23 protein-coding genes and 2 pseudogenes are annotated in these 25,457 nt (G+C 47.9%); 10 read left to right on the top strand and 15 right to left on the bottom strand.

Annotation, left to right across the window (positions count from 1 at the left end):
• Positions 1-566 precede the first annotated feature (566 nt).
• The gene (locus CF168_RS07280; RefSeq protein ID WP_011717603.1) at positions 567-1,172 is read right to left on the bottom strand and encodes a DUF502 domain-containing protein; all 606 of its coding nucleotides are present in this window, start codon (positions 1,170-1,172) and stop codon (positions 567-569) included.
• Between the two features lie 161 nt (positions 1,173-1,333).
• Here CF168_RS07280 and CF168_RS07275 point away from each other — a divergent pair, with 161 nt between their 5' ends.
• The 4 genes and pseudogenes from CF168_RS07275 (at position 1,334) to CF168_RS07255 (ending at position 4,200) form a co-directional block, all read left to right on the top strand.
• Positions 1,334-1,729: a VOC family protein gene (locus CF168_RS07275; RefSeq protein WP_088210702.1), complete on the top strand. Its 396-nt coding sequence runs from the start codon at positions 1,334-1,336 to the stop codon at positions 1,727-1,729.
• A gap of 309 nt (positions 1,730-2,038) precedes the next feature.
• A complete protein-coding gene (locus tag CF168_RS07265) occupies positions 2,039-2,956 on the top strand; it encodes a PD-(D/E)XK nuclease superfamily protein (RefSeq protein ID WP_089067459.1) in 918 nt (305 codons plus the stop codon).
• 169 nt (positions 2,957-3,125) lie between these two features.
• Positions 3,126-3,405, top strand: a pseudogene (locus CF168_RS22515) (transposase); the annotation flags it as partial.
• Between the two features lie 258 nt (positions 3,406-3,663).
• Positions 3,664-4,200 carry an SMI1/KNR4 family protein gene (locus tag CF168_RS07255; RefSeq protein WP_089067458.1) on the top strand — a complete coding sequence of 179 codons (537 nt, stop codon included), beginning with the start codon at positions 3,664-3,666 and terminating at the stop codon, positions 4,198-4,200.
• A 359-nt stretch (positions 4,201-4,559) separates the two neighbouring features.
• On the opposite strand, the gene CF168_RS07250 is transcribed toward CF168_RS07255, so the two are convergent.
• From CF168_RS07250 to CF168_RS07230, 5 genes are all read right to left on the bottom strand, one after another.
• On the bottom strand, positions 4,560-5,642 hold the full coding sequence (locus tag CF168_RS07250) for a DUF3137 domain-containing protein (RefSeq protein ID WP_089067457.1): 1,083 nt from the start codon (positions 5,640-5,642) through the stop codon (positions 4,560-4,562).
• A gap of 317 nt (positions 5,643-5,959) precedes the next feature.
• On the bottom strand, positions 5,960-6,670 hold the full coding sequence (gene phoU, locus CF168_RS07245) for a phosphate signaling complex protein PhoU (protein ID WP_011623309.1): 711 nt from the start codon (positions 6,668-6,670) through the stop codon (positions 5,960-5,962).
• 127 nt (positions 6,671-6,797) lie between these two features.
• On the bottom strand, positions 6,798-7,616 hold the full coding sequence (gene pstB / locus CF168_RS07240; protein ID WP_011623310.1) for a phosphate ABC transporter ATP-binding protein PstB: 819 nt from the start codon (positions 7,614-7,616) through the stop codon (positions 6,798-6,800).
• Between the two features lie 33 nt (positions 7,617-7,649).
• Positions 7,650-9,308, bottom strand: coding sequence for a phosphate ABC transporter permease PstA (gene pstA / locus CF168_RS07235; protein WP_011623311.1), 1,659 nt, complete (start codon positions 9,306-9,308; stop codon positions 7,650-7,652).
• A 59-nt stretch (positions 9,309-9,367) separates the two neighbouring features.
• Positions 9,368-11,626, bottom strand: a complete 2,259-nt coding sequence (locus CF168_RS07230) for an ABC transporter permease subunit (protein ID WP_089067456.1) — start codon at positions 11,624-11,626, stop codon at positions 9,368-9,370.
• A 199-nt stretch (positions 11,627-11,825) separates the two neighbouring features.
• Here CF168_RS07230 and CF168_RS07225 point away from each other — a divergent pair, with 199 nt between their 5' ends.
• On the top strand, positions 11,826-12,326 hold the full coding sequence (locus tag CF168_RS07225; RefSeq protein ID WP_011623313.1) for a glycine cleavage system protein R: 501 nt from the start codon (positions 11,826-11,828) through the stop codon (positions 12,324-12,326).
• A gap of 60 nt (positions 12,327-12,386) precedes the next feature.
• Here the strand turns inward: CF168_RS07225 and CF168_RS07220 are convergent, their stop codons facing one another.
• Both CF168_RS07220 and CF168_RS07215 read right to left on the bottom strand, forming a co-directional pair.
• A complete protein-coding gene (locus CF168_RS07220; RefSeq protein ID WP_089067455.1) occupies positions 12,387-13,274 on the bottom strand; it encodes a DMT family transporter in 888 nt (295 codons plus the stop codon).
• A gap of 96 nt (positions 13,275-13,370) precedes the next feature.
• A pseudogene (locus CF168_RS07215) lies at positions 13,371-13,961 on the bottom strand (alpha/beta hydrolase); the annotation flags it as partial.
• A 137-nt stretch (positions 13,962-14,098) separates the two neighbouring features.
• On the opposite strand from CF168_RS07215, the gene CF168_RS07210 reads away from it, so the two are divergent.
• Positions 14,099-14,920 carry a DUF2797 domain-containing protein gene (locus CF168_RS07210; protein WP_089067454.1) on the top strand — a complete coding sequence of 274 codons (822 nt, stop codon included), beginning with the start codon at positions 14,099-14,101 and terminating at the stop codon, positions 14,918-14,920.
• A gap of 230 nt (positions 14,921-15,150) precedes the next feature.
• The gene (locus CF168_RS07205) at positions 15,151-15,720 is read left to right on the top strand and encodes a hypothetical protein (RefSeq protein WP_089067453.1); all 570 of its coding nucleotides are present in this window, start codon (positions 15,151-15,153) and stop codon (positions 15,718-15,720) included.
• A gap of 112 nt (positions 15,721-15,832) precedes the next feature.
• Here the strand turns inward: CF168_RS07205 and CF168_RS07200 are convergent, their stop codons facing one another.
• Together CF168_RS07200 and CF168_RS07195 are read right to left on the bottom strand one after the other, a co-directional pair.
• Positions 15,833-16,231, bottom strand: coding sequence for a VOC family protein (locus CF168_RS07200; protein WP_088210697.1), 399 nt, complete (start codon positions 16,229-16,231; stop codon positions 15,833-15,835).
• A 303-nt stretch (positions 16,232-16,534) separates the two neighbouring features.
• Positions 16,535-17,137: a DUF4136 domain-containing protein gene (locus CF168_RS07195; protein WP_088210696.1), complete on the bottom strand. Its 603-nt coding sequence runs from the start codon at positions 17,135-17,137 to the stop codon at positions 16,535-16,537.
• Between the two features lie 307 nt (positions 17,138-17,444).
• Between CF168_RS07195 and CF168_RS07190 the strand changes: the two genes are divergently transcribed.
• Positions 17,445-18,038: a LysE family translocator gene (locus CF168_RS07190; RefSeq protein ID WP_011623319.1), complete on the top strand. Its 594-nt coding sequence runs from the start codon at positions 17,445-17,447 to the stop codon at positions 18,036-18,038.
• A 27-nt stretch (positions 18,039-18,065) separates the two neighbouring features.
• Entirely contained in the window at positions 18,066-18,614 is a 549-nt protein-coding gene (locus CF168_RS07185) for a DUF1415 domain-containing protein (protein WP_011623320.1), read from the top strand.
• Positions 18,615-18,698: 84 nt separating this feature from the next.
• On the opposite strand, the gene CF168_RS22300 is transcribed toward CF168_RS07185, so the two are convergent.
• Entirely contained in the window at positions 18,699-18,842 is a 144-nt protein-coding gene (locus tag CF168_RS22300; RefSeq protein ID WP_157705932.1) for a hypothetical protein, read from the bottom strand.
• Between the two features lie 266 nt (positions 18,843-19,108).
• On the opposite strand from CF168_RS22300, the gene CF168_RS07180 reads away from it, so the two are divergent.
• Positions 19,109-20,674 (top strand): S8 family serine peptidase, encoded by a 1,566-nt coding sequence (locus CF168_RS07180; protein ID WP_089067452.1) that lies wholly within the window; start codon positions 19,109-19,111, stop codon positions 20,672-20,674.
• Between the two features lie 80 nt (positions 20,675-20,754).
• Here CF168_RS07180 and CF168_RS07175 read toward each other — a convergent pair whose 3' ends face one another.
• From CF168_RS07175 to CF168_RS07160, 4 genes are all read right to left on the bottom strand, one after another.
• On the bottom strand, positions 20,755-21,585 hold the full coding sequence (locus CF168_RS07175) for an SseB family protein (protein WP_089067451.1): 831 nt from the start codon (positions 21,583-21,585) through the stop codon (positions 20,755-20,757).
• A gap of 230 nt (positions 21,586-21,815) precedes the next feature.
• The gene (locus CF168_RS07170; RefSeq protein ID WP_089067450.1) at positions 21,816-23,102 is read right to left on the bottom strand and encodes an acetyl-CoA hydrolase/transferase family protein; all 1,287 of its coding nucleotides are present in this window, start codon (positions 23,100-23,102) and stop codon (positions 21,816-21,818) included.
• A 238-nt stretch (positions 23,103-23,340) separates the two neighbouring features.
• Positions 23,341-24,462, bottom strand: coding sequence for an ABC transporter permease (locus CF168_RS07165; RefSeq protein ID WP_011626661.1), 1,122 nt, complete (start codon positions 24,460-24,462; stop codon positions 23,341-23,343).
• Positions 24,452-25,393 carry an ABC transporter ATP-binding protein gene (locus tag CF168_RS07160; RefSeq protein ID WP_206191663.1) on the bottom strand — a complete coding sequence of 314 codons (942 nt, stop codon included), beginning with the start codon at positions 25,391-25,393 and terminating at the stop codon, positions 24,452-24,454. The genes CF168_RS07165 and CF168_RS07160 overlap by 11 nt, the downstream gene beginning before the upstream one ends.
• Positions 25,394-25,457: the final 64 nt, after the last annotated feature.

The following is a 25,457-nucleotide window of genomic DNA, read 5'->3' as shown; positions in this document are numbered from 1 at the left end:
TGCACAAATAATCCATGACAAGGACTCGCGGACAGCAATGCCTTGTGATGTCATACTCATGTTGGAACACTTCCTCACCTTAGCCTGTTTGCCCGGCGCTTTTACGCAATAGCAAAGTCAGTAACCATTTGCTCGATAAACAGCGACACCGCTGTTGTGCAATGCCCTTTAAAAACCAGCCGCCCTGTCAAAGGCAGCGAGCTGCGAGCATCGACACCATGCGACCGAATCGCAGGGTTCAACCTCTATGGCGACATAATGCATGTAAGCGGTTCGATATTAATGATATCGAGGATAAGGAATGCAAAGCGCGATTAGCTAATAACGGTTAACCAGTAGCAAATAACCAGTAATAAATAACGACTCGGCCTTGCTTAAGCCCTACTGAGGCGCCTTCGAACAGAAACCACATGCTGTCGAGAACTGACTCAATAGAGACACAGATAATGCTAAACAGCAGTCACGGAATTAGCATAAAAAATGGCGACCTATTAAGTCGCCATCGGATTGTATCACAAAAATGTATCTATTTGACGCAAAAAACTAACTCAAAAATCAAAGCCAACTTATTCGGCTTTAGTTTTTACCGTTGCCGCGCCCGGAGTTTGCGAAATCCCCGCGGTTAAATTGAAGCGCATCGCCTCTTCAAAAGACCAATCCACTAAAATCAAATCTTCACGTTTGACTAGGCTAGTGACCCCCGCCATTTGGTAACTGAGTTGGAATAACACAGGCACCCAATCCCCTTCGGGTAAGGCATCGAGCAATGGTTGCGGCGGTGTATCCGTCATAATAAAACCCACCACAAACCCGCCATTGGCCTGTTTAACCAACACGGTTTGCTGAGTATTGGGTTTACCCTCACGGTTCATTAAGGAAGCGATATCACGAATACTGCCATAAACAGATTTAAACAGCGGAAAACGCATTAGCTGACGTTCAATCCAGCCATAGAGCCACACAATAGGGCTCACCGAAAACAACAGGCCCACCGCAAACACTATGGCCACGACTAAGATAAAGCCCGCGCCGACAAAATGTTGGTTAATCCCTACCAACTCTAAAATAAAAATCCCTAAACCATCTAACGATACAAACAATGACCAAAACAACCACAGGCTTAACGCCATCGGCAGCAGGTTCATCAAACCACGGGCTAAGGTTTTCTTCATTACAATCTCATCAAATCCAATAGGATAAAAAAAGGCATAAATTATTTACGCTAAAAAGCGCGTTAAATGCTACCACAGAGTCACTTTTGCACCAGCACTTGATGTAAGGTAAGGCGCAGAGAAAACCAATAACAAACCGCTACGGCATCGAGGGAAAGAATATGCGCGTGACCCGACTAGACCATTTAGTGTTAACCGTGAAAGATATCGAGGCCAGCGTCGACTTTTATCAACGCGTGTTAGGGATGAAAAAGTCCGTATTTGGCCAGGGCCGAATCGCCTTAAGTTTTGGCGATCAAAAAATCAATCTGCACCAAGCAGGCGCCGAATTTGAACCTAAGGCAAACCTTGCCACGCCCGGCAGCGCCGATCTCTGCTTTGTGGTCAGCCACAATATCGAAGAAGTGATCAACCACTTAAACAGCCTTGAAGTTGCGATTATTGAAGGCCCAGTACTGCGCACCGGCGCCACAGGCCGCATCAACTCAGTCTATATCCGCGACCCCGATTTGAATCTATTGGAATTATCCGAATATCTGCCCGCCTGCGCGTTATAACCCCAACGCGCTCAAATGTCGGTGTACCTTGGCAGGCAGGATAAAGCGAGCTCTACTTATGAGCCCTACTTAAAGTGCAATTTTACAAACTCGATAAACAACCGTACCCGCATGGGGAGGTGGTCGCGGTCCCGATATAACATGGATAAAGTACGGGCTTTGCTACTCCAATCAGGTAGGACATGGTTCACCTCCCCCTGCGCTATCATAGGTAGCGCAAAATAATCAAAGTGAGAAAATATAGACATATTTGGACGCTCCCTAGATACTGGTTCGCGTCTTCAGCTTTTAGCAAGGTCGATTGAGGCAATGGAACAGTTAAACACCTACCTGAATGTTATGGAGCGTGATGTAGACCTGCTAATACTGGAAGAGCTGCTAGTGTCAGAGTCTTTTACAAATTGGTTTGTATCTGAAGCAACCCGACGACCTTCGCCAATTAGGATAATTGGGGCTTGGCATTCTGTGTCTGATGCACTGCTTGGTGAGTCGGATTTGATAGTAAAATTTGAGGCGGAAACGGGGTTAAGCGAAGCCATTCTGATTGAAAACAAGATTGATGCAGCAGCGCAAACTGAGCAAGGCCATCGTTACAAAATGCGGGGTGAAAAAGGCATTACACAGGGTGAGTGGGCTAAGTTCACCACCTGTTTGTTTGCGCCGCAGAGCTACATTGATAGAAATTCCGAACCATATGATGTTGAATTATCTTATGAGCAAGTCGTCACATTTTTTCAAGCTCAAGCCGATGTTCGCAGTCAGTATCGAGCAACCTTTCTACAAGAAGCTATAAAAAAGAACAGGCGAGGCTACCAATCTGTGGTCTGTCCGAGGATGACGGATTTTGCGACTGCGTACTTGGATTTTGTTGCCCGCAATCACCCCGAGCTTAATCCTGAAGTAGCAAAACCTAGAGCGGCAGGCCACGATTGGATACACTTTTATCCGATCCCCAATCAGAGAAATATTGTCATTGTTCATCAAATTCGCGGGCAGCGAATAAAAGTCATTTATCACGGACAGCTCAACAGATACGACGAAATTGCAGACAAGTTCGCCGATGTTGTTGATTTGTCACTTGCTGTGAAGCCTTCAGGGAAATCGGTAACTGTATCAACAGAAGCGCCATTTATCGACTTAGCGAACAGTACATTTGAACAAGTTAAGGGACAAATCCAATTGACCCTTAATTCGGCACTTGCTATTAAAAACTATCTAATTCAATAAAGTAAAAGGAAAATTTAGATAAGGAATATTTTAATAGCGCAGCAGTTAACCTTCTACCATGATTGGCTAAGCATTGAACAAGGAGGTTTGCATGCCGCGCCTTCGCGGCCCCCTGAGAAGTATTGAAGACACACTCGATTACCATTGTTGCAGCCAAGCAATCTCCTAGGGGATTACGTTTTCCTTAACCTATTACCCCGAGTTGGTGGATGGTACAAGCCGAATCATTCGCAGCGATAAACACGGTTCCATCAGTAAAAATAGCGCCAAGTTATAGCTCAAATTAAATAGTCCCCCGACAATTGGTTCAAGCTTACAACAGTGTTGTGTTTGGCAAACTATTTCATGATCTGGTGGGCACACTAGAAGAACTGACTGATGACTGCGAACATCTCGAAAAGCGACGACGGCATCTTTCGTCGAGCCGCCATTACTTTAATCATAATTAACAGTCACTTATATTACTTCGAAAGCAATCCTTACCTAGACTTCCCAAACACTATGGGACGACATAGCTCGACTGAAATACCCCATTTTTGAAGAAATTAGCGCAATTTATTTTCTAAAATGCAGCCCATACGACTGTTGAGGGGTATTATTTAAACTATTTTAATTCTGACAAGTTGTAGACAAGCCAAAAGTAAATTATGTTGTTGATTTATAATGAGTGGTCGGATTTATTTTCTTAATTTAGCTTTAGGATACATATGAAAAATTTCGAAGAAATGAGTAATTATCTCACTATTCCTTCTTCACCATTCGAGGCAGGTAAAGGTTTAGACTGGGGCTTAGTTACCAATTTTTATGGCAAGTCATTACCAACTGATTACATGATGTTTATAGAGCATTATGGTACGGGTGAAATCGGTGGGTGGTTAACAGTGCTTAACCCATTTTCAAAAAATACTTATATCAATCTGCTCCACCAATTCGCACCTATCCTTTCGTCTGTTTCAACCTTAAAAGAAGAGTTTCCAGAAACCTATCCATTTCCACTTTTATTTGAGCCAGGAGGTTTACTTCCATGGGGAATTTCCATTGATGGGGATATTTATTGTTGGTCTACTGCAGGTGTAAGTGGAAAATGGAAAATTGTCGTTTTAGGTAGGCATTCAGAACCTGAGGTATTTGAAGTTTCATTTACAAGCTTTATAAATGGTCTACTTAACGGTTCAATTTCTTGTAAAGCAATTCCGCAAGAATGGGCCGGTGGCGATATTAGCTTTGTACCGTATACCCCCTAAAAGCCATCACAACTACTCTACCTGACGCCATTCCATGGACAGAGAACTAGACTGTACTTAAAATAAACACCTCAAGCTTTAATAGCGCGCTAGTTTTAAGCTCCTATTATGCTTTATTTAAGCATTAAACAAGGAGGTTTATATGCCGCGCGCTCACCGCCCTCTGATAAGTTTTGAACAGCTCACGTTATATCCGATGGTTAACCTAGCGATGAGGCTCAAGTGATGACTAGCATTGCGCTGGCGAATCTTCTGTCCAATGACTCAAATAATCATCGGCGTGATAAAGAACAATGCTTGCTGTTTCATCCTCTGTATAAAACTATGTGAATAGATAACCGCTCAGCACACTATTATCGTTAACTCGCTAATGTCTCCATCCTCGCATGCATTTTTTGTGCTGCCACATTTTGTGCCGCGAGATAATCCAGTTTTAGCTGCTTGATAATGCTAGTGATGAGGACCAGCTCCTGCTGTAACAATGGGATCTTTGACATATCCTGTGTGGGCAAGTTGATGTCCACATTATCAAATAAATTACCAAAATAGCTCGCCATAATAAGCACTGTATTATTTTTAAACTCGATGCTTATTCCTGAACCTCGTGCGGTTTTCCGGAATAATTGCTCCAACTCAACCAATCGTTCCATCACTGCGGGTGACAATAAATATCGCGCATAATGTTGATCGTGTGAATACACTTCAAACATGGCCTCAAAGGTGACACTTTCTAGTTTAACTCTGGGTTGCTTGATGCCTGAAATGGCATTCCCCAGGGAACCATAGTCTTGGCTAACAATGGTGTGAGATTCAAAATGAAAGGGCATAGAGATAATCACCACCCCACCCTTAAATTGAATTTTATCCGACTTGCTTCCACGGGATTTTAAGGTTAACTCGCAAAACTCGAAGCTAACATCTTCTACCTTGCCGCGAATATGGTCTTCAGCTTCTTTCTTGCTAAAACTGGGCATGAGTTCAAAATCAGCCACGGCATCCAGATTGACACAGGAATCGGGGCTATATAGGTAATCCCCTAATTTATCGAGTAAAACAGGTAAAATTTTATTCTTATAATGGCGCTTAAATTGTATTTCAGGCAACTGAACCCACATCAAAATGCCTGCGAGAACAATCAAGCTCAGAATGCTTGGGTCACTATTTGAGGCTAACGACATCAAATCAACAACCAGCGCAGGCAAGCACAGGAGCCAGCCTAACCGCTTGGCCCATTTCTTCCGAGAAAGTTTCGTTTCAAGTTTTTCAATTCGATAAGCTTCTAGCGGCTCGAGTAGTTGCAACAGTGCCGCTTTCGCCTCTTCTGATATCGGCGGTAATTCGGGTCGAGGGAAATCTGCGGGTAAATTCGCTTCCACTATATGATTGCGAATACTTTTCAGGGCTTCGAACCCCTGCTTTAAAGAATACAACAATTGGCTCATCTACTTATCCCTGTAATCGCCGATACAGCGCCCATTCCATTGTGCTGTTTCTACTCTCGAGTGTCGGTTAACGCCGAGATTAACCTATAGCGAGTGTCAGATTAAACAAAGGGTTATTTATTGTAAATAACAAATTTCAAACAACGATTTTATGCAAAAAGATAAACTTGCTAATTGGTAACCCCTCTTATAGGTCAGAGGCGTAAACCAAACTTATTGTCTGACTTACAGTTCACTTTATCCCCCCAAAGAAACACAAAAAAACGCTCTGCGGTTAGGCAGAGCGTTTGCGGATAAAGCCGTATGATAAAAGGCGTTTAGTCCTTTAAATCCTTTTCCATATCTTCGTAGGAAGTATGGCGAACGTCTTTACCTTTCACGTAGTAAATAATGTATTCGCAGATATTTTTACAACGATCGCCCACACGTTCAACCGCACGGGCTGCCCAGAGTACGTCTAATACATCTGGGATTGAGCGTGGATCTTCCATCATGTAGGTCATTAATTGACGGATAATGCCTTCATATTCACGGTCGAGCTTGGCATCTTCTTTATGAAGTTCCAGCGCCGAATCGGCATCCATACGGGCTAAGGCATCGAGCGTTGCGTGCAGCATACGAATCGCATGGCGGCCCATATTTTCAATGCTGACTAATAACGGTTGCTGATTATTCAAACGCTTATCTAATGCCGCCTTGGCAATACGCACACAGGCGTCACCGATACGCTCAAGATCGGCAATCGATTTTGAAATCGCGATGATCAGACGTAAGTCGCTCGCCGCTGGTTGGCGTTTAGCGATAATGCGGGTGCATTCTTCGTCAATCGAGACTTCCATGCCGTTCACTTTGTGATCGCCGGTGATCACCTTTTGCGCTAATTCGGCATCTAAGGTGCTTAAGGCGTCGATGGCTTGCTCTAACTGACGCTCAACCAAGCCACCCATGGCGAGTACACGGTTACGGATATCATCTAACTCGGCGTTAAATTGCCCAGAGATATGTTTGTTTAAATTCATATTTTCCATTTGGCCAACCTTTTACTCAACTGTATCAACGCCTAGATGGAGTTTGCAATGTTTAACTCTGTTCTAGGCGGTGGCTTATTTCGTTTATCGCTTATCACTCACATCACCACTGCCAAAGGCAAGGTGATTAACCGTAACGGCCGGTAATGTAATCTTCGGTCTTACGTTTTTTCGGTGTGGTGAAAATGGTGTTGGTATCGGCGTATTCCACCAATTCGCCCATATACATAAAGGCCGTTTGGTCCGACACCCGCGCCGCCTGTTGCATGTTGTGGGTCACGATAACCACTGTGTACTTAGTCTTAAGCTCAGTGATCAGCTCTTCGATGGTTAAGGTTGAAATCGGGTCGAGGGCCGAAGTCGGTTCGTCGAGCAGTAATACTTCTGGCTCGATGGCAATCGCACGGGCAATCACCAGACGTTGCTGCTGACCACCGGATAAGCCAAAGGCGTTATCGTGCAGACGGTCTTTCACTTCATCCCAAATCGCCGCGCCGCGTAGCGAACGCTCGGCCGCTTCATCGAGTTCACGGCGGTTGTTAATGCCCTGCAGACGCAGACCATAAACCACGTTTTCGTAAATCGACTTAGGGAATGGGTTAGGACGCTGGAACACCATACCTACGTTGCGGCGCAGGGCGGCAACGTCGATTTTTTTGTCATAAATATTTTGACCGTGCAGCAAAATCTCGCCGTCGATATGGCAGTTGTCGACCAGATCGTTCATGCGGTTAATGCAGCGCAATAAGGTGGATTTACCACAACCGCTGGGGCCGATAAACGCCGTAACTTGCTTCTTCGGGATCTTCATCGACACATTAAACAGCGCTTGCTTGTCGCCATAGCGCAGGTCTAAGTTGCGGATCTCCAGTGCGGTATCGTTCTGGCTCAAGTTTGCTAAGTCAAAGTTGTTGGTTTTCATGGCTGTCGAATCTATAGAAATCATATTCAGTCCTAATACTTTCAGGATAATCGCTGATTAATGCTCAAGCGAACGATATTTTTCACGTAAGTGGTTACGCACACTAATCGCGGTTAAGTTCAGTGCCACAATCACTGTTACCAGCAAGAAGGAGGTGGCGTATACCAGAGGACGTGCCGCTTCAACGTTAGGACTCTGGAAGCCCACATCATAAATATGGAACCCTAAGTGCATGAATTTACGTTCTAAATGCACGAACGGGAAGTTTAAGTCCAGTGGCAATGTCGGTGCTAATTTCACCACACCCACCAGCATTAACGGTGCCACCTCACCCGCTGCACGGGCCACGGCTAAAATCAGACCCGTCATAATCGCAGGGCTTGCCATCGGGATCACAATCCGCCACAGGGTTTCGGCCTTAGTCGCGCCCAGTGCCAAACTGCCTTGACGCACTGCGCTAGGAATACGGCTTAAGCCTTCTTCGGTCGATACAATCACCACTGGCAAGGTCAGAATCGCTAATGTCAGCGCCGACCAAATCACCCCTGGCGAACCAAAGGTCGGTGACGGTAAGGCTTCGGCGTAAAACAGTTGGTCAATCGAGCCACCCATCATGTATACGAAGAACCCGAGACCAAACACCCCGTACACAATCGATGGCACACCCGCTAAGTTAATCACCGCAATGCGGATCATCTTAGTGATTGGGCCTTTTTTGGCATATTCGTGCAGGTAAATCGCGGCAATCACCCCGAATGGCGTCACGATAATCGCCATCAACAGCACCATAAACACGGTACCGAAAATTGCAGGGAACACGCCGCCCTCGGTGTTGGCTTCGCGTGGGTCGTCGCTAACAAAGCGGCCTAGCCCGACAAACCATTTGCCGATTTTACCCATCAAGCCTAAGTGGTTGACGTAGGTGACATCGAGAACCGAATCCAGCTTAAGTTCAACCTCAACACCACGCATATCGCGCACGATAACAGAGTCGCGAGCCGCTTCATCACGCAGGGCAAACAGCTCTTTTTCAAGCACATGGTATTCTTTTTGGAGCGCTTCCTTCGCGGCCGCTAACTCCAGCTTACGGCTATCGGTCAGCTCACCATCTAACTCGTAACGACGCTCTTTTAAACGCAGTTTCTCGATGTTGTAGTTAATCGCACCAATATCTTGTTTTTGCAGTGATAACGCTTTGTCAGACAAAGCAACGGCACGGTCGATATGCTCCATTAAAGAGGATTCAAGCGCATCGTTTTTCAGCTCTAAGCGTTTACCGTTTTCAATCACGGCCACTGGGTAGCCATAAAAGTTACCGTTTTTAGCACGCTCAAGCATGGCCACATCGGCAGGCTCGCTACGGCTGATAATGTCTGTTGCTAAAATCCAGCGGAAATCTAAGCCCACAAACTCACGGTTACCGGTTTTCACTAAGTAACGTGTCACAAACTCACCGGGTGGCTGTTTAAACACATGGCCCGCGGCGGTTAAGCGTTCGGTTGGCACTTCTTCCCTATCGTAAATCTCACCGATTAAGGTTGAACGTGCGCCTGTGTTATCTTCAAGTTCCCATTGATAAATCGTTGCAGGCCAAAAGTAGCTTAATCCGCGCCATGCAATGAGCAGTAACAGGCCTAATACTGCAATCAAACTGATGCTCACCGCGCCACCTGTCATCCAAATCCATGGCGAGCCTGATTTTACCCACTTACCCATTGCACAAACCTCTCAAGGTCATTGGCGAAATAGTATTTAGTATCATTATCTTATCTCCATTACAGCGAGCTATAGCGGTCACGTAGACGCTGTCTTACCACTTCGGCAATCGTGTTAAAGAAGAAGGTAAATACGAACAGAACGAAGGCCGCGAGGAACAGCACACGGTAGTGCGAGCTGCCAATCGCCGACTCAGGCATTTCCACCGCGATGTTAGCCGCCAGCGTACGCATACCTTCAAACACGCTCCATTCCATGATGGCGGTGTTACCCGTTGCCATCAGTACGATCATGGTTTCACCCACAGCGCGGCCAAGACCCATCATGACAGCAGAGAAAATCCCTGGGCTTGCGGTCAACAGCACCACACGTGTCAGGGTTTGCCAAGGCGTCGCGCCCAGCGCCAAACTGCCGTTGGATAAATGGCGTGGCACAGAGAAAATCGCGTCTTCGGCAATCGAGAAAATCGTTGGAATAACCGCAAAGCCCATGGCGATACCCACTACCAGCGCGTTACGTTGGTCGAAGGTGATGCCTAATTCGTTAGTAATAAATTGACGAGTGTTACCATCGAACAGCGCCACTTCGATCATCGGGCTGATGGCAAAGGAGAACCAACCCACAAAGCAGATAACCGGAATGAGCATCAGCTCTTGATAGACTTCAGGCAGACGTTGTTTCCAAGTACCGGGTAATTTGCTCCAAGAGTAAGCCGACACCAGAATCGCCGTCGGCAGCAGTACCAGCAGCACTAAGATGCCCGGCAAGTGCTCTTCAATCAGCGGTGCTAACCAAAGTCCGGCGAGGAAACCTAAGATAACCGTAGGTAAGGCTTCCATGATTTCAATCGTTGGCTTAACAATGCCGCGCACCTTTGGCGACATAAAGTAAGCAGTGTAGATGGCGCCCGCAATCGCTAATGGCACGGCGAACAGCATGGCGTAGAACGCCGCCTTCATGGTGCCGTAGGCCAATGGCATTAAGCTGAGTTTGGCTTCAAAGTCATCGCTACCCGAGGTGGATTGCCACACAAACTTAGGCTCAGGGTAACCTTCGTACCACACCTTATTCCACAGCGCGCTCCAAGACACTTCTGGGTGCGAGTTTTCCACGTGGAAGATATTCAGTTGTTTGTTCGCTTCAACCACTAGGCCGTTAGAACGAGGGCTAAAGCCCATCACACCTGGGTTTTTAAGGTCAAACTTTTCATCAAACAGTTCGCGCTCACTGGTGGTATACAGGAGTGATAACTCACCTTCTGGGCTCACCACGGCAAAACTTTTACGGTAGAACTCAGAGGCAATCGAGGCAACTGGCGCTAAGTCGGTAAACTCACGGATCTCTTTGTATAAACGGCCTTTTGGACCATTCACTTGGAAGTACTGGGTCACCACACCTGAGTCGTAGCTCACCAGAATCGAGCTGGCACCGGCAAGTAAGGCAATGTTGTTAACCTTAGACTTTTCCTTTTCCGCATCAATGACCTGCATTAAATCCAGGCTCTCAACATCACGGATATTGTAGATAAACACCTTGTTGCCCATTTGCAGCATCAATTGGCGTTGATCCGGTGTCATCAATTGGTGCGCAACTTTTTTAGGTGCATCGGGCAGTAGTGCGCCCGTGGTGGTCCATTCCACCTCTTCGGTCATCATGTTTTCTTGACCTTCGAGACGGCTTAAACGCCAAGCACCATTATCATCTTGGTAGGCGAAGCTGATTTTATCGTTGCTGTAACTAAAGGCTAAATGATGGATAGCGCTGCCCGACTCATCGATAGTGATCGGCGCTTCACCCGCGCTGTAACGCAGTTTTGGGGTAATAAGGCGCTTGTTGTTGGGGTAACTTAAGCCAAACTCAATCCCTACGATTAAGGCTTGACCGTTACTTAACCCCAGTGCGAAGCGTTGCTCACTCGGCGCGGCAATCGCGGCGCTGGTTACGCTCACACCCGCAGGTAATGGCGGTGTAAAACTGGAGAGTAAACTGCCATCGGCAACAGTGTAGAAATCCACTTGGCCATCGGCGGCCACGCGATACATAACCTCATTTTGCTCGTCGGCGCCAACCATCAGGGTCGCGACTTCAGCATGTTGATAACTCACGCTTTTGACGGGAGTCACATCCGCGCTGTCGAAAATGGGTTTAATCACGTACAGCAAATAGAAGAAGATCAACAATAAGGCGACAAACACCATAGTGCCGCCAATCGTGACCCCAATTTGAGCCGCTTTATCCTTAAATGCCCTGCGACTTGAACGTCCGCCTTTCAGCATACTTTGCGGCGCAGAACCAGGTTGAATGACCTGACTTTCCATTAAGAACCTCTATTATTAAAGCCTGTGAGTTTTTTCGCTAGGAATTGCGAAATGCTATGCTTACACTGTTTGAGCATAAACTGAGCAATAACAACACCCTTCATTCTAAGTGCGTTGAATTATATGACGCAAAGATGACAGTTGTGTTACACCCGATTTTAAAACAGGTGCCTTTTACAAAAAATAGGAGTCAGTCGCCATGCTACGATATTTAATCACGCTTCAAGCACCTGATAGAAAAGGATTAGTCGAGCAAATCGCCCACGCCGTGAGTCGCCATGGCGGCAACTGGTTAGACTCAGAGTTGCGCCATATTGACGGGATCTTTGCCGCCATATTGTTACTCGAGGTGCCTTCTCTGAAAATGGATGAGCTGATTGAAGCCTTGGAATGTATCGACGGCCTCACCCTCACCTATTCAAAAACCTCGGTCGCCCTCAAACCCGTTAAGCGGCTCACCTACAGCCTAGTGTCCTACGACAGACCCGGATTAGTGCTGGATATTTCCAATCGCATCACCGCCCTTGGTATCAATATCGAACAGTTTAGCAGCCAATTTGAGACCGCAGGCCATACCGGTATCGCCCTGTTTCGCGCCACCATTGGCTTAGGTTTAACTGACCTCGCTCAAGAGGAACAACTGGTGCAGTCCCTCTACTCCCTCGGTGATGACTTAGTGCTGGATAAACTCAGCCGTTAACCCTCAACACCTTCAACAAAAAACGCCGCGGGCACTCCCTGCGGCGTTTTTTATGGCAAGCTAACTGACTTTCTGGTGCCGAGACTTAATCAAATAGCGCAGCGGCACTTGGGAAATCAACATCCCCAGCAGCATCAAGCCGCACCCAAACAAGGCGCGCAGTCCTAAGCTTTCCCCAAGGAACAGAATACCGCCGATGGCCGCAAACACGGTTTCTAAACTCAAAATAATCGCTGCGTGCGCAGGATGAGCATGCTTTTGCGCCAGCACCTGTAAAGTGTAGGCAATACCCACTGAAATCAGCCCCGCGTAGGCCAGTGAGCCCCAAGCTGCAATCACCTTATCGACAGTCGTGACCTCAATGGCCGCCGACACCAGCAGGCTTAATACGCCGCATACCAAAAATTGCATCATGGCGAGTAACACGGGCGAAATTCGCTTGGCAAAATGATCCACCGCCAAAATATGCATCGCCCAAAACAGTGCGCCAATCAATTGCAGCGTATCGCCATAACCGAGGTGAAAGCCGTCTTTAATGCTTAAAAAATACAGCCCCACGACGGCGATACCACAGCCTACCCAGGTATTGGCGCCGGTAGCATGTTTCAGGGCTAAGCCCAATATCGGCACTAACACGATATAAAGCCCAGTGATAAAACCTGCGTTAGCGGCCGTGGTATAAAGCAATCCCACCTGTTGTAGCGATGCGCCAGCAAATAACAGTCCGCCCACCGCAACACAGCCAATGGCAAAATCTTTGGGCGTACCGAGATGAATTTTGCCTTGCCGAGCCAAGTACCACACCAGAGGAACGAGTGATACAGTACCAATTAAGAAACGTAGCCCGTTGAATGCAAAGGGCGATAAATGATCCATCCCTAAGGTTTGGGCGACAAAACCAAAGCCCCAAATGGCGGCGGCGAGCAAGAGTAAAAAATTGGCTGGCAAGATACAGTCTCTATGATTCAAAAGGATGACAAGATTACCCAGATGCCGGGCGCTTGTCCAAATATGTTGCGATACTGTTAGCGTTTACGCCATGCCCTACTGGCGATTCTTGCGTTGTAGGCTGTTGGCCTGACTCAAGATTTCATTTAAAAACACTGAGTCGGATTGCTTTGCCAACTGCACCGCTTTGTTGGAAGCCTCAATCGCGAGAGCGGTTTGACCATCAAGATCGTAGGCAGTTGCTAAGCTATCCCAAAGCACCTCAGACATAGGAAACACCTTTGTCCCCTCCAGTAAAATCTCCACTCCCCACACCGTTTTTTGCTCATAACTGGCCTTGAGGCCATAGACATTGTACTGCTGGGCAGAGAGCGAAAACTCATAGCCGAAGACCGCCGTTTGCTGGTGATAGAACTGCTTTAACGCCTTTAGCGGCATCACCGCGACTTCGGGCACCGCATTCCAATTCGCAAACAGCGTCTTTAATGCCTCAACATTGCCGATAAGCGGGGTGCTATCATGGGTTTCTTCGGGGAATCGTTTATCAAACCATCGCAACATTTGGGCCGGAGGAGGCTTCACTGACGGGCTGTTACCCAAGGTATTTTGCAATTGGGTGATTTGGGCTGCAAAGGCGCTGGCCATCTCGTTGGGTTCACTGGCGATACTCAAAAACCAACGCATGGGGTCAGGCTCTCAATCGAGAATTCCTATCTAAACTCGGCGGGATAATCTTGTATACTGCACACCACGCAATGACGAATGCATAAGTGCGCTGGGTGTCTTACCAAACCCAGTGACACCATAAAAAACTAGGAACACCTATGTTAGGAACGCTAAAAAAGCTGCGCGCACACTTAGATGAGGCGCAACAAGTACAGTATCAACTGGTTGTTGGCGACGAGTTGCTGCCACTGAATCCCTTAATTGGCAAGCCGCTAACCCTGACCCACACGGGTAACATCTTCTGCTGTAACTGCGGCAAAAAGACCAAAAAGAGCTATTCGCAAGGCCATTGCTTTGTGTGTATGCAAAAGCTCGCCAGTTGCGATATGTGCATTATGAAGCCCGAAACCTGTCACTTTGACCAAGGTACTTGCCGCGAGCCAGAGTGGGCGCAAAGCCATTGTTTTGTGCCGCATTATGTTTATCTATCCAATACTTCAGGCATCAAAGTCGGCATCACTCGCCACACGCAATTGCCTACTCGCTGGATAGATCAGGGCGCGACTCAAGGTTTACCGATTTTTAAAGTGTCGACACGACAAATCTCGGGTCTAGTGGAAGTGGAGTTAGCCAAACTCATCAACGATAAAACCCACTGGCAAACCATGCTTAAGGGCCACGCCGACGATATCGATTTAAATGCTAAGGCGGCGGAACTGATCCCGCAAATTGAGGCTAAGTTGCACGAAATCGGCATGCAAAAAGGCGATTACAGTATCGAGCGTTTAGATGAAACGATTCAGTCGATTCACTATCCCATCGACACCTTTCCGAAGAAGATCACTTCCCACAACTTCGATAAAAATGAGGTGGTAAGAGGGATTTTACAGGGGATTAAAGGTCAGTATCTGATCTTCGATACCGGTGTGATTAACATTCGTAAATTCACGGCCTATGAAGTGAGCGTAGAGCTAATATAAATTCATTTTTATGCAATTCAGTGTGTTGCTATCTGTCATGGTTATCAACACACTGATAGCGAAAACCTCGACATGCTCATGCTGAAGTATTGATACTGTGCCAGAGCATAGGTTAATTGATTGCCGCCGTTTCGTTATTACCCCGAGGAACTCAAGCCTTGCCTCCCTATGGATAAAAATGGCGCTAGGCTTCCCCAAAGTAAAAAACATCTTTATATGGAATATTTTTAGTGAAACAAGGACCTCAACATTTTATCCGTCGCTGTGCATTCCAACAAAAATTACGTAATAAGCAATCTGGAATATTTTTGCTCTTGATAATCCCGCTGATAATAGCAAGCGGTCCTTGGAAGGAACTGACGGCATCGCTTTCGACAGAACCATGGGATATAGGATTTACAATTGTTGTCGTTTTAGCCGTTGTGGTGGCATTTTTCTTCGTCTTCATGATCATTTCTGAATCGATAAGACTAGGCAAAGCGGCTAAAAATGAACAAAGGAAATTAGCCGAAGCGGGGCCAGATGGCTATTACATTGATATCTATCAAGAAGGCCTCATTTTTCATATTTACGATGCCGAATTTCATCTTTTTGAGATGAAGCAGCAGTTTGTCCCTTTGGATGAGATTGCCAGTACAAAATACTTTAAATACAGAGGCACACATAGCTTCACGATCAACTTTGCCCACATTTCCGGCCAAGTGTCGTTCACGCCTAGGGAAATAAATATGGATGATTTTGATTTCATAAAGGAATTTCTTGAGACTCATATTTCCAATCGAGGGAATAAGTCAGCTTAATATAGGCTGGTTAATTAAACATAGGCGCGCTGCGTTGTGTACAGCTTAGGCCTCACGCAACGCGCGCTATTATTGGACAAGCTTAGTTTAGAGGAATGTGCAAGAGGATGCCCTAACCCACTTGCGCTGCCATATGAACAAGTTCCCAGATATGTCCATCGGGATCTTCAAACGCGTGGCCGTACATAAATCCTTGATCCTGCGCTTGACGATAGGCTTTGCCGCCATGTTGCTCTGCGAGCTTAACCAGTTGGTCGACACGTTCCCGACTGTCGCAGTCTAGGCAATTGAGCACTTCTGTCGTGGTGCGGGCATCGGCAATCGCCTTATCGGTAAAGCCAGCGAAAAAAGGCTTCGCCAGCAGCATCACATAAATATTGTCGGCAATCACCACGCAAGCAGCCTGCTCATTGCTGTATTGCTCATTGATACCAAATCCTAGGCCAGCGTAAAAAGCCCGAGATTGTTGAACACTTTCAACCGCTAAATTAACAAAGATACTCTGTGCCATCATAATCTCCCTTTAAAAATCCTCTGCGGACGTCACATCCTGTCCTGTAAAAATACCTGTAACTGTAAATAGCTCAGAGAACAGTCTAGCCAATCATTGCGGCATCCTAAGCCTATATTCCCGCAAGAGCATAAGGCGAGTATCTTACTCGCCTTATGAGGATACCTTATGACAGTGATCTTAAGCTTTCAGCCTTAATTCTGTCAGTTTATAACCTTCTTTTTATAGCCATCTGTTTATAACCATCTGTTTTTAGCTATCTGTTTATATGAGTCAGTTTGCAACCGAGCGGGGATAACCGCACTATTGCACCGCATGGGTGACGGGCAGCGATAACAGCATTTCATCGATTAAACCATCGAAGCGGGCCTTAACTTCATCCATATCTTTAATGTTGGCAAAGCCTTGGGCAAGGACTCGCCAGACCATTTCTGTGGGTTGGCCTGCGACTCCCGTCGGCTTAAAAAAGCTAATCAGCACTGAGCCTTTATCGTATTTTTTAGGATCAACACCTTGGTTTGACAACCCTGGCACTAAGCCTGCGGCGGCGAGTATCTGCTCGTCCGACATTTGTGTGCCCATGGCAACGCCAAAGCCGACTTGAAAATCAGCAAGCTGCGGATCTTCGACCCAGCGATACCCTTTGGTCAGCAACACTTTTTTCAGCGTATCTTGCATATGCTGCTGCACTTGCTGTTTATCGAGTCGACTGTCAACAAAGATCTTCTGTAGGGTGGGATGCCAAGTATAGGTCATGGCACTCGGCGGTAATAGGCTCAAGTCCCCCGAAGTCACAATAGTGGTTCGCAGCGCCTGCGAATCATCCACACTCACACAGGCCGTCAACGCGGCCAAACTGATGGTTAATAGCGTCAATAAACGCCCAATGGTTTGTGATAAATACATGCTCTTTCCTTTATTGCGATTTTTACAGCTTAAGGATAGTTGCTATTTCTCAGACTGAAAGTCGATATGCATCATAGTGTTAAATCATGGTCATCGACAAGGATTGCGGCAAAATAGCAGCAAGGCACTCAACTCTACCCAATGCGTTATGATTTGTTACTTTATAAAGCCCTCAGGGCGTATAGGCGCGGCCCAATTTACCCGCTAGAATGCCTCGCCTAGCGTCTGTGCCACTCATGCCACTAGGCGACAAATTCAGTCACAATCACAATGCCAAAAACGACAACAAAAGGTGTGAAATAGATCTATGGAGTTAATACTCGCTATCGCGTTGTTTGCCTTCTCATCGGGGATCACCCCAGGGCCTAACAACATTATGCTGATGACCTCTGGGGTCAACTTTGGCGTTAAACGCAGTATTCCGCATCTGATGGGGATTAGCCTAGGCTTTCCCACTATGATCCTCGCCATTGGCCTAGGCTTAAGCGCCCTATTTCAAGCCTACCCGATAATCCACCAAGTGATTAAAGTGATTGGGATTGTGTATCTCCTGTACCTGTCTTGGCTAATTGCCAACAGCAGTAGCAAGATGGAGGGCAAGAGCATCGCTAAACCCTTTAGCTTTCTGCAAGCCGCCGCATTTCAATGGGTTAACCCAAAAGGCTGGATTATGGCGGTGGGCGCGATTGCTACTTTTACCTCGGTGCAACAGGATCTCACACCGCAAGTAGTTACTATCGCCACAGTGTTTTTATGTGTGGCCTTTCCCTGCGCCGTGGTGTGGCTTGGGTTTGGTGTGGCGCTTAAACGTATTTTGAAAAACGAGCGCCAGCAGAAGATCTTTAATATCACTATGGCCATCTTGCTTGTGGCGTCTATCATCCCTATGATCGCCCCCTAATTTTGGCCGTAAGAGTTAAGCACTAGCATGAATGAGATAGATCTGATCATTGAACAAACCGATAACTGGGTGAAAAAAGTGATCATGAAATACAATATTTGCCCCTTCGCCAGACGTGAGGTCGAGCGCGGCAGTATTCGCTATCTCGTTGTTGAACAAACCAAAGTCAAGCTAGTGCTTAAGGCCTTGATTGAAGAGTGCCAATATCTAGATGCGCATCCCGAAGCCGAAACCACGCTGTTTATTCTGCCGCGGGGTTTTGAGGGCTTTTACACTTATCTCGATCTCGTCGATATGGCGAACGACGCCTTATTCGACAACGACTATGAAGGCGTGTATCAGCTCGCGCATTTTCATCCCGACTATTGCTTCGAGGATGAACCACAGGATTCTGCGGCCAATTTTACCAACCGCGCCCCCTACCCAACCCTGCATATTATTCGCGAGGCCAGTATGGAGTTAGCCCTTGCTAACTACAACGACCCAGAATCGATTCCAGAGCGCAATATTCAATTTTGTGAGCGTAAAGGCAGCGAATTTTTTATTAAATTACTCGCAGAGTGCATGGGGAAATAGCTTTTATTTCAAAGCCATAAACTCAACAACGTCTAAGCATAGGCATTGAGAAAGGTCGCACCGCTTTACACCCAATCACAGGATTTATGCGCTCCATTTCTCATTGCCATAGCGACGATTCTTATAGCTATCGATACGCCATTCATCGGCCTTTTTAAGGACGATAAACAGATACTCATCTTCGAAGTGAGTGTTGGTTTTGATCTCTGCCAGCATAGATAAAAACATAGCTATAATTCATTATCTTAGAGTGAATTAACCAATCTATTCTCCCCAACATGGCTTGGCTGTTAACGCTACCATGATTGTCATTCTTTGTTTACAGCTCAAGATGTTTGCAAATTGCTACTTTTGTTATTTATTTGTTAAATGCGAATTCCTGTGTTAGGTTGAAATCGCCTAAGTCAGCAGACGCCCGTCTGTCCATAGGAGCGCAAGTAGATGCTCCGTGTCGCTTAGGTCTTACAACCTTGATAACAAATGGAGCAAGCACAATGAAATTAACCAAAATCGCGAGTGCCGTTATTGCCTTATCTGTGGGCGTTATTGCCCAAGCCCATGCCGACGATAATCGTTATGTCATCCAAGTCGAAGCGGGTCATGCAGGCATTGTGAAGGCACTGGCTAAAAAATTAGGTGCTGAAATCAATCTCGAAGGGGATGAATTTATTGCAGCGACTTTTACCGGTAAAGATCTCGCCCAAGTAAAAGGCCTGCTGAACAATCCACATATCACCCTGATTGAAGAAGACGTTCGCCGCCATCCTATGGCGTTGTATAACGACGATGCGGGCAATCCAATGACCCAGCAAGTCACGCCCTATGCGGTATATCAATCCCATGCCAACGAAGTGACCTTTAACCCAAATGCTGGCATGAAGGTGTGTATTATTGACTCTGGTTTAGATAGCTCAAACCCTGACTTTAACTGGAACAACATCACTGGCGACAACGACCCTGGCACGGGTAACTGGTTCCAAAATGGTGGCCCACACGGCACTCACGTAGCGGGTACTATTGGTGCGGCAGACAACAATATCGGTGTAGTTGGTATGGCGCCTGGCGTACCTATGCACATCGTAAAAGTATTCAACGCATCGGGCTGGGGTTACTCCTCTGACTTAGCTTATGCAGCCAACAAATGTAGCAATGCTGGCGCTAAGATCATCAGCATGAGCTTAGGTGGCGGCGCAGCCAACAATACTGAAAAGAATGCCTTCGACGCCTTTACTGCGGCGGGTGGTTTAGTGGTCGCGGCTGCGGGTAACGACGGTAACTCGGTTCGTTCTTATCCAGCGGGTTACCCATCGGTAATGATGATCGGTGCTAACGATGCCAACAATAAGATTGCCGACTTCTCCCAATACCCAAGCTGCGTGAGCGGTCGTGGTAAAAAAGCCGTCAACGATGATGGCATCTGTGTTGAAGTTACCGCAGGCGGTGTCGATACCCTATCAACCTACCCTGCTGGCATGGCAACGGCCTCAACCTTAACCGCCGATGGCGCGACAGTCGCATCATCAGCAATGGAAAACTCAGGTTCAGCCACAGGTAATACCTACTTTATGGGCACAGCTCAAGCCGTGGATTCTGGCGCGAACGGTAAGATTTGCGTAATCGATCGCGGCGTGATTTCCTTCCACGATAAAGTGCTTAACTGTGAAAACTCAGGCGGTGTCGGTGCAATCGTTATCAACAACGTCGCGGGCATGCTCTACGGCACTTTGGGTGATACCAACGCCACCACCATTCCTGCAGTTGGCGCTGCATTTGAAGATAGAGCGAGCCTAATCGCGGCACAAAACGCAACGGTTTCAATCGATTCGGTTGACTACGGCTTTATGAGCGGTACTTCAATGGCGACACCAGCAGTATCGGGTATGGCGGCACTGGTATGGTCTAACCATTCACAATGTACTGGTACACAAATCCGTAATGCACTCAAAGCAACGGCAATGGATGCGGGTACTGTGGGTAAGGATAACTACTTCGGTTATGGTATCGTTAACGCGAAAGCGGCCGATGCTTACCTCACTACCTATGGCTGCTCTGGCAAATAGTATTTAGCCAAGATAATCAACCAAGGTAATCCCAATAAAAAAACCAGCACTTGTGCTGGTTTTTTTATTATCGACTGGAGTTACTTAAACCAACCTTTAATACTGCTCAGCAGTGAGCGGCTGTAAAAAGGCACACTCTTAGCTTGGCAAAATGTCGCGATTGGCTCGACGCTGTCGCCATGTAAATGATGCACCTTAATGGGCCAGCTGTCCTGCCCCAGTTGACGCTCGAGCAACTTCACATCGCCACGAATACGATTAATATCCTCTGAGTTTTCAGCGGGTAATTGGATCACTAGGCTTAAGGCATGGTCCGACGTACTTCGAATAAAATCCAAGCGTGACGATTCCAACAGATAGGCCTTCTCGACAGCTTTATAGTTCGCGAGCAACGCTTTGAGCTGGGCGAAATGCGGATACTCGTGGGGCTCGATATTGCCAAATAACGAGAGTGCGCCCCTGTGCTCCACCAACTCAAGCTGCGATGACAGCATCAAGCGTACTTCGTGTGCATCTAAGGATTTCGACATATTGCTGTTAGGATTCAGCGCCATATCGCTCCCCGATTGCAGCAACACTTGGAACAGCGTCTCGGCATCGAGTGTCATCACCCCATGGTGCGCAGTGCCTTCGCTCTTCATCAATTCGATGGCCTTATCGACGGCGGTTTGAGATGTGAAAATCGGCGTAAAAGGATGATCACTGCCATCCTCAAGGGGGACATACCACTGGGTGATACCGATAGCCATCGCACCTTCACCCGCCTCGGGCGCCTCAGTGCTACTCTCACTCAAGATAAACAGGGTTGATTGGCTAAGTTGTTGATAAAACTCGCCCGCATACAGATTGTCTTGGAAGGCCTTCACAAAAATTTGTTCGAGTGGGGTTGTCGCTTCTAGGGTGTACAACATTGGCAAACTTCCTGTTATTAAGCGGTTCAGTCCTTTACTATCAAAGAGTTAAAAATAATTTTTAGCCATTCGATTCACACTGACCAGATTAAATCGCGTGGGCATGGTAAAACATTGAGGGCGTCGAATCGAGCAAAACATCCCACAATTGGCATCAAAGCAGGCACTTAGTACTGTACCGAGCCTGCGCAGTCGCAAACTCGGCACTCAGGAGTAACTGATTGATAGGGTTACAGACTTAATCCCCACACCTCGAAGGCATCGCGGCAAAGCTGCTCACGAAAATCCGGATGAGCGATATTGATCAGCGCCTGCGCCCGCTCGCGCAGGGAGCGGCCACGCAGGTTCGCCGCGCCATACTCGGTCACTATGTAATGCACATGGGCACGCGTCGTTACGACCCCAGCACCTGGCGATAACACAGGAGCAATGCGGGAAATCCTGCCGCCCGAGGCGGTACTTGGCAAGGCAATCACAGAGCGGCCGCCTTCGGATAACCCCGCGCCGCGAATAAAGTCCATCTGCCCGCCAACACCCGAATAAATCTTAGTGCCTATTGAATCGGCGCAAACTTGGCCCGAAAGGTCGACCTGCAATGCCGAGTTAATCGCCATCACATTGGGGTTTTTACGAATGATCGCAGTATCGTTTACCTGCTCGATATCCATAAAAATGACCGCAGGATTATCATCCACATAGTCGTATAACTTCTGACTTCCTAAGGCGAAACCTGTGACCAGTTTTCCGGGGTAAAAACGTTTCTTGCTGTTGTTAATCACGCCCTTTTCGACCAACTGCAAAATCCCGTCAGAAAACAACTCGGTATGCACGCCTAAGTCTTTGTGTTCGGTCAGGCAAGACAACACCGCATCGGGAATCGCACCAATGCCCATCTGCAAACAATCGCCATCACACACTAATTCAGCCACGTTTTTACCTATCGCCAAACTCACGGCATCGCCGGTGGCAAAGGCATGGATGGGCAAACTGGCGCTCTGTTCATACACGGCGGCGAAACGGTCGATATGAATGAACCCATCGCCGTGGGTGCGGGGCATTTGCGGGTTGATATGGGCGATGATTTTACCCGCCACTTGGCAGGCGGCTAAGGTGGCTTCCACCGAAATCCCTAAGGAACACATGCCATGTTTGTCGGGCGGCGACACTTGGATTATCGCGGTATCGATTTTTTGCTCGCCGCTGCGGAACAGTTTAGGCACTTCCGAGAGGAAAATCGGCACATAGTCGGCGTCACCGCTTTGTAATAACGGCCGAGTCGGCACTCCACCAAAGAAGCAACGATGGCGCAGATGACCACGCAAATCGGGATGACTTAAGGACTCGGCGCCTTCGGTATGTAGCTGTAATAAGGTGAGATTTTCAAGGGTGAGCGCATGTTTTGCCAGCGCATCCAATAAGACTCTGGGGGTCGCCCCCATGGAATGGGTCCACAGGGTTTCGCCACTTTGAATAAGCGATACCGCTTCGAGGGCACTTTGACACACAATCGCAGACATACTGAATTCCTTCGCTAAACTGATCCCCATCCCTTTGCGCATCTTGTGGCGAGGATGCGCCACACGCTTTGCATCTCCGCTCCCCCAAGGGATCCGCAAAGCCAATACCGCAAAGGAACATTTTATTAGCAGCAGTGTAAGCGAGTTCTAAAGTAACTAACATCCATTTCAACGACTTAGTCCGATTCTTTACCAATACTTTGCGTTAAGTCAAAACTCGCGCCCAAAGCGAGAGCCGTTAATCCAAACGTTTAGAGAATCGCAGGCTTGCCACCAGCAGCCCTAGGCAGGTAAAGCCAATCATCCACAGCGCATCAAATTGCAAGTCACTCACCTCGGCATCCCTCAGCACAATCGCGCGGGACATGCGCATAAAGTGCGTCGCGGGTAACGCCTCGGCAATCCACTGCGCCGCCACGGGCATGGCCTCGTAGGGGAACATAAAACCCGACAACAGAATCGACGGCAGCAGGATAAACACCGTCATCTGCATCGACTGTAACTGGGTTTTCGCTATGGTCGAAATCACTAGGCCTAAGGTCAAACTGGCGCAGATAAACAACATGGCCGCCAGCGCAATCGAATCCAAACCGCCGCGGATCGGCACTGCAAACAGTAAATGCCCAGCGGTAAGAATAATCGCCAGTTGCACAAAGCCCACTAATACATAAGGGGTGATTTTCCCAAGCATTAGCTCGAGCGGCCTCACCGGCGTGGTGATTAAAAACTCCATATTGCCCTGCTCTCGCTCGCGCACAATTGCGGCCGAGGTAAACATCACCATGGTCATAGTCAAAATGACCCCTAAGAGGCCGGGGACGATATTCACCACAGAACGCTGCTCAGGGTTAAAGTACTGCACCACCTCAAAACTGGGGGGATTCGATTTAACCGCCCTGCCCGCAATTTCATCCAGTGGCATTTGCCTTAAACTGCGAATGGTAGAAGCGACCACAGTATCCGAGCCATCCACCAACCATTGACCCACGGGCTCGGCAAAATAGGCCTGCCCTGCAAAGGCGGGATGTCGCACTAAACGCTCGTCGAGATCGGCGCCTAAATACAGCACGGCTTTTACTTCGCCCCGAGTGATGGCCGCATCCGCCTCGGCGGCGCTCAGATAGCGATGCTTAAAATCAACGACTTGAGTTGCTTCCACCGCTTTGACCAAGGCGCGGCTATAGGCGGAGTCGCTTAAATTCACTAAACCTGCGGGCAAATGGCGCGCATCGGTATTGATGGCATAGCCAAACAGCATCAGCTGCACTAAAGGAATCATTACTATCATGCCGAAGGTCATGCGATCCCGCGATAGCTGCCTGAGTTCTTTGACGACTACGGCCCAAATTCTACGTAACATCTTGAGCCTCCACTGTCGTGGCCTGACTGCCGTTTGGCGGCGTTAGCTGGGCACGTCCCCCCGTGCAAGTCACAAACACATCCTCAAGGCTTGGACGCACCTCGGTCAGCGCCCGCCCCGCAACCCTTGGACTTAACCAAGCCAGCGGATCTGCAATCGAACTTTGCACCAATACCCGTAAACGACTGCCAATCTGCGCCGCAGATAACACGTTGGCGTCGCTGATAAGCGACTGTTTAAGCTTGCGTAAATCCTCCCCCGACACTTCAATGACCCGCGCGCCCATGGCCGCCATAAGTTGTTGCGGCGAGCCGTCGGCGCGTTTTATCCCGCGCTCTAAAATCGCTAAACCATGGCAACGCTCGGCCTCATCCATATAGTGGGTCGAGACTAAAATCGTGGTGCCTTGGGCACAGAGGTCAAACAGCCGTTCCCAAAACTCGCGGCGATTTTCAGGGTCCACCGCCGACGTCGGCTCATCGAGAAATAACAGTTCGGGGTGATGTAAGGTCGCGGCGGCCAAGGCTAGACGCTGTTTTTGCCCACCACTCATGGAGCCCGCCATTTGCTTCTCGCGCCCCGCCAAATCGTAAAGGCTTAATAACTCGGCCAAACGCGCCTTGGTTTGGCGACGATTCAGCCCATAAATTTGTGCCACAAACTCAAGGTTTTCCCGCACCGACAAATTGTCGTAGAGGGAGAATTTTTGCGTCATATAGCCAATGCGGCGGCGCAGTTTTTCCTCGGCGCCGGGCAAGGTTTCGCCCAGCACCCGAATATCCCCCGAGGTCGGACTCAGCAGCCCAGTCAACATCCGAATGGAGGTCGATTTACCGCAACCATTGGGGCCTAAAAATCCATAAATCGTGCCCTTAGGGATAGCTAAATCGAGATCTTCGACCGCATTGATGCCGCCAAAGGCGCGGGTCATGCCGCGGGTTTCGATAGCAAACTCAGAAGCCACGTTTGATGTTTCTGCCGCTGATGTCCCAGCG

The organism is Shewanella bicestrii (genome assembly GCF_002216875.1).
GTDB classification, from domain to species: domain Bacteria; phylum Pseudomonadota; class Gammaproteobacteria; order Enterobacterales; family Shewanellaceae; genus Shewanella; species Shewanella seohaensis.
The sequence above is the reverse complement of the archived record's forward strand: the minus strand, read 5'-3'. Positions and strand labels throughout refer to the sequence as shown.

Coding starts and splice junctions, on each gene's coding strand:
- CF168_RS07280 (WP_011717603.1), bottom strand. CDS start 1,172: ATGAAGAAAACCTTAGCCCGTGGTTTGATGAACCTGCTGCCGATGGCG.
- CF168_RS07275 (WP_088210702.1), top strand. CDS start 1,334: ATGCGCGTGACCCGACTAGACCATTTAGTGTTAACCGTGAAAGATATC.
- CF168_RS07265 (WP_089067459.1), top strand. CDS start 2,039: ATGGAACAGTTAAACACCTACCTGAATGTTATGGAGCGTGATGTAGAC.
- CF168_RS07255 (WP_089067458.1), top strand. CDS start 3,664: ATGAAAAATTTCGAAGAAATGAGTAATTATCTCACTATTCCTTCTTCA.
- CF168_RS07250 (WP_089067457.1), bottom strand. CDS start 5,642: ATGAGCCAATTGTTGTATTCTTTAAAGCAGGGGTTCGAAGCCCTGAAA.
- phoU (WP_011623309.1), bottom strand. CDS start 6,670: ATGGAAAATATGAATTTAAACAAACATATCTCTGGGCAATTTAACGCC.
- pstB (WP_011623310.1), bottom strand. CDS start 7,616: ATGATTTCTATAGATTCGACAGCCATGAAAACCAACAACTTTGACTTA.
- pstA (WP_011623311.1), bottom strand. CDS start 9,308: ATGGGTAAGTGGGTAAAATCAGGCTCGCCATGGATTTGGATGACAGGT.
- CF168_RS07230 (WP_089067456.1), bottom strand. CDS start 11,626: ATGGAAAGTCAGGTCATTCAACCTGGTTCTGCGCCGCAAAGTATGCTG.
- CF168_RS07225 (WP_011623313.1), top strand. CDS start 11,826: ATGCTACGATATTTAATCACGCTTCAAGCACCTGATAGAAAAGGATTA.
- CF168_RS07210 (WP_089067454.1), top strand. CDS start 14,099: ATGTTAGGAACGCTAAAAAAGCTGCGCGCACACTTAGATGAGGCGCAA.
- CF168_RS07200 (WP_088210697.1), bottom strand. CDS start 16,231: ATGGCACAGAGTATCTTTGTTAATTTAGCGGTTGAAAGTGTTCAACAA.
- CF168_RS07195 (WP_088210696.1), bottom strand. CDS start 17,137: ATGTATTTATCACAAACCATTGGGCGTTTATTGACGCTATTAACCATC.
- CF168_RS07190 (WP_011623319.1), top strand. CDS start 17,445: ATGGAGTTAATACTCGCTATCGCGTTGTTTGCCTTCTCATCGGGGATC.
- CF168_RS07185 (WP_011623320.1), top strand. CDS start 18,066: ATGAATGAGATAGATCTGATCATTGAACAAACCGATAACTGGGTGAAA.
- CF168_RS22300 (WP_157705932.1), bottom strand. CDS start 18,842: ATGTTTTTATCTATGCTGGCAGAGATCAAAACCAACACTCACTTCGAA.
- CF168_RS07180 (WP_089067452.1), top strand. CDS start 19,109: ATGAAATTAACCAAAATCGCGAGTGCCGTTATTGCCTTATCTGTGGGC.
- CF168_RS07175 (WP_089067451.1), bottom strand. CDS start 21,585: ATGTTGTACACCCTAGAAGCGACAACCCCACTCGAACAAATTTTTGTG.
- CF168_RS07170 (WP_089067450.1), bottom strand. CDS start 23,102: ATGTCTGCGATTGTGTGTCAAAGTGCCCTCGAAGCGGTATCGCTTATT.
- CF168_RS07165 (WP_011626661.1), bottom strand. CDS start 24,462: ATGTTACGTAGAATTTGGGCCGTAGTCGTCAAAGAACTCAGGCAGCTA.
- CF168_RS07160 (WP_206191663.1), bottom strand. CDS start 25,393: ATGACCCGCGCCTTTGGCGGCATCAATGCGGTCGAAGATCTCGATTTA.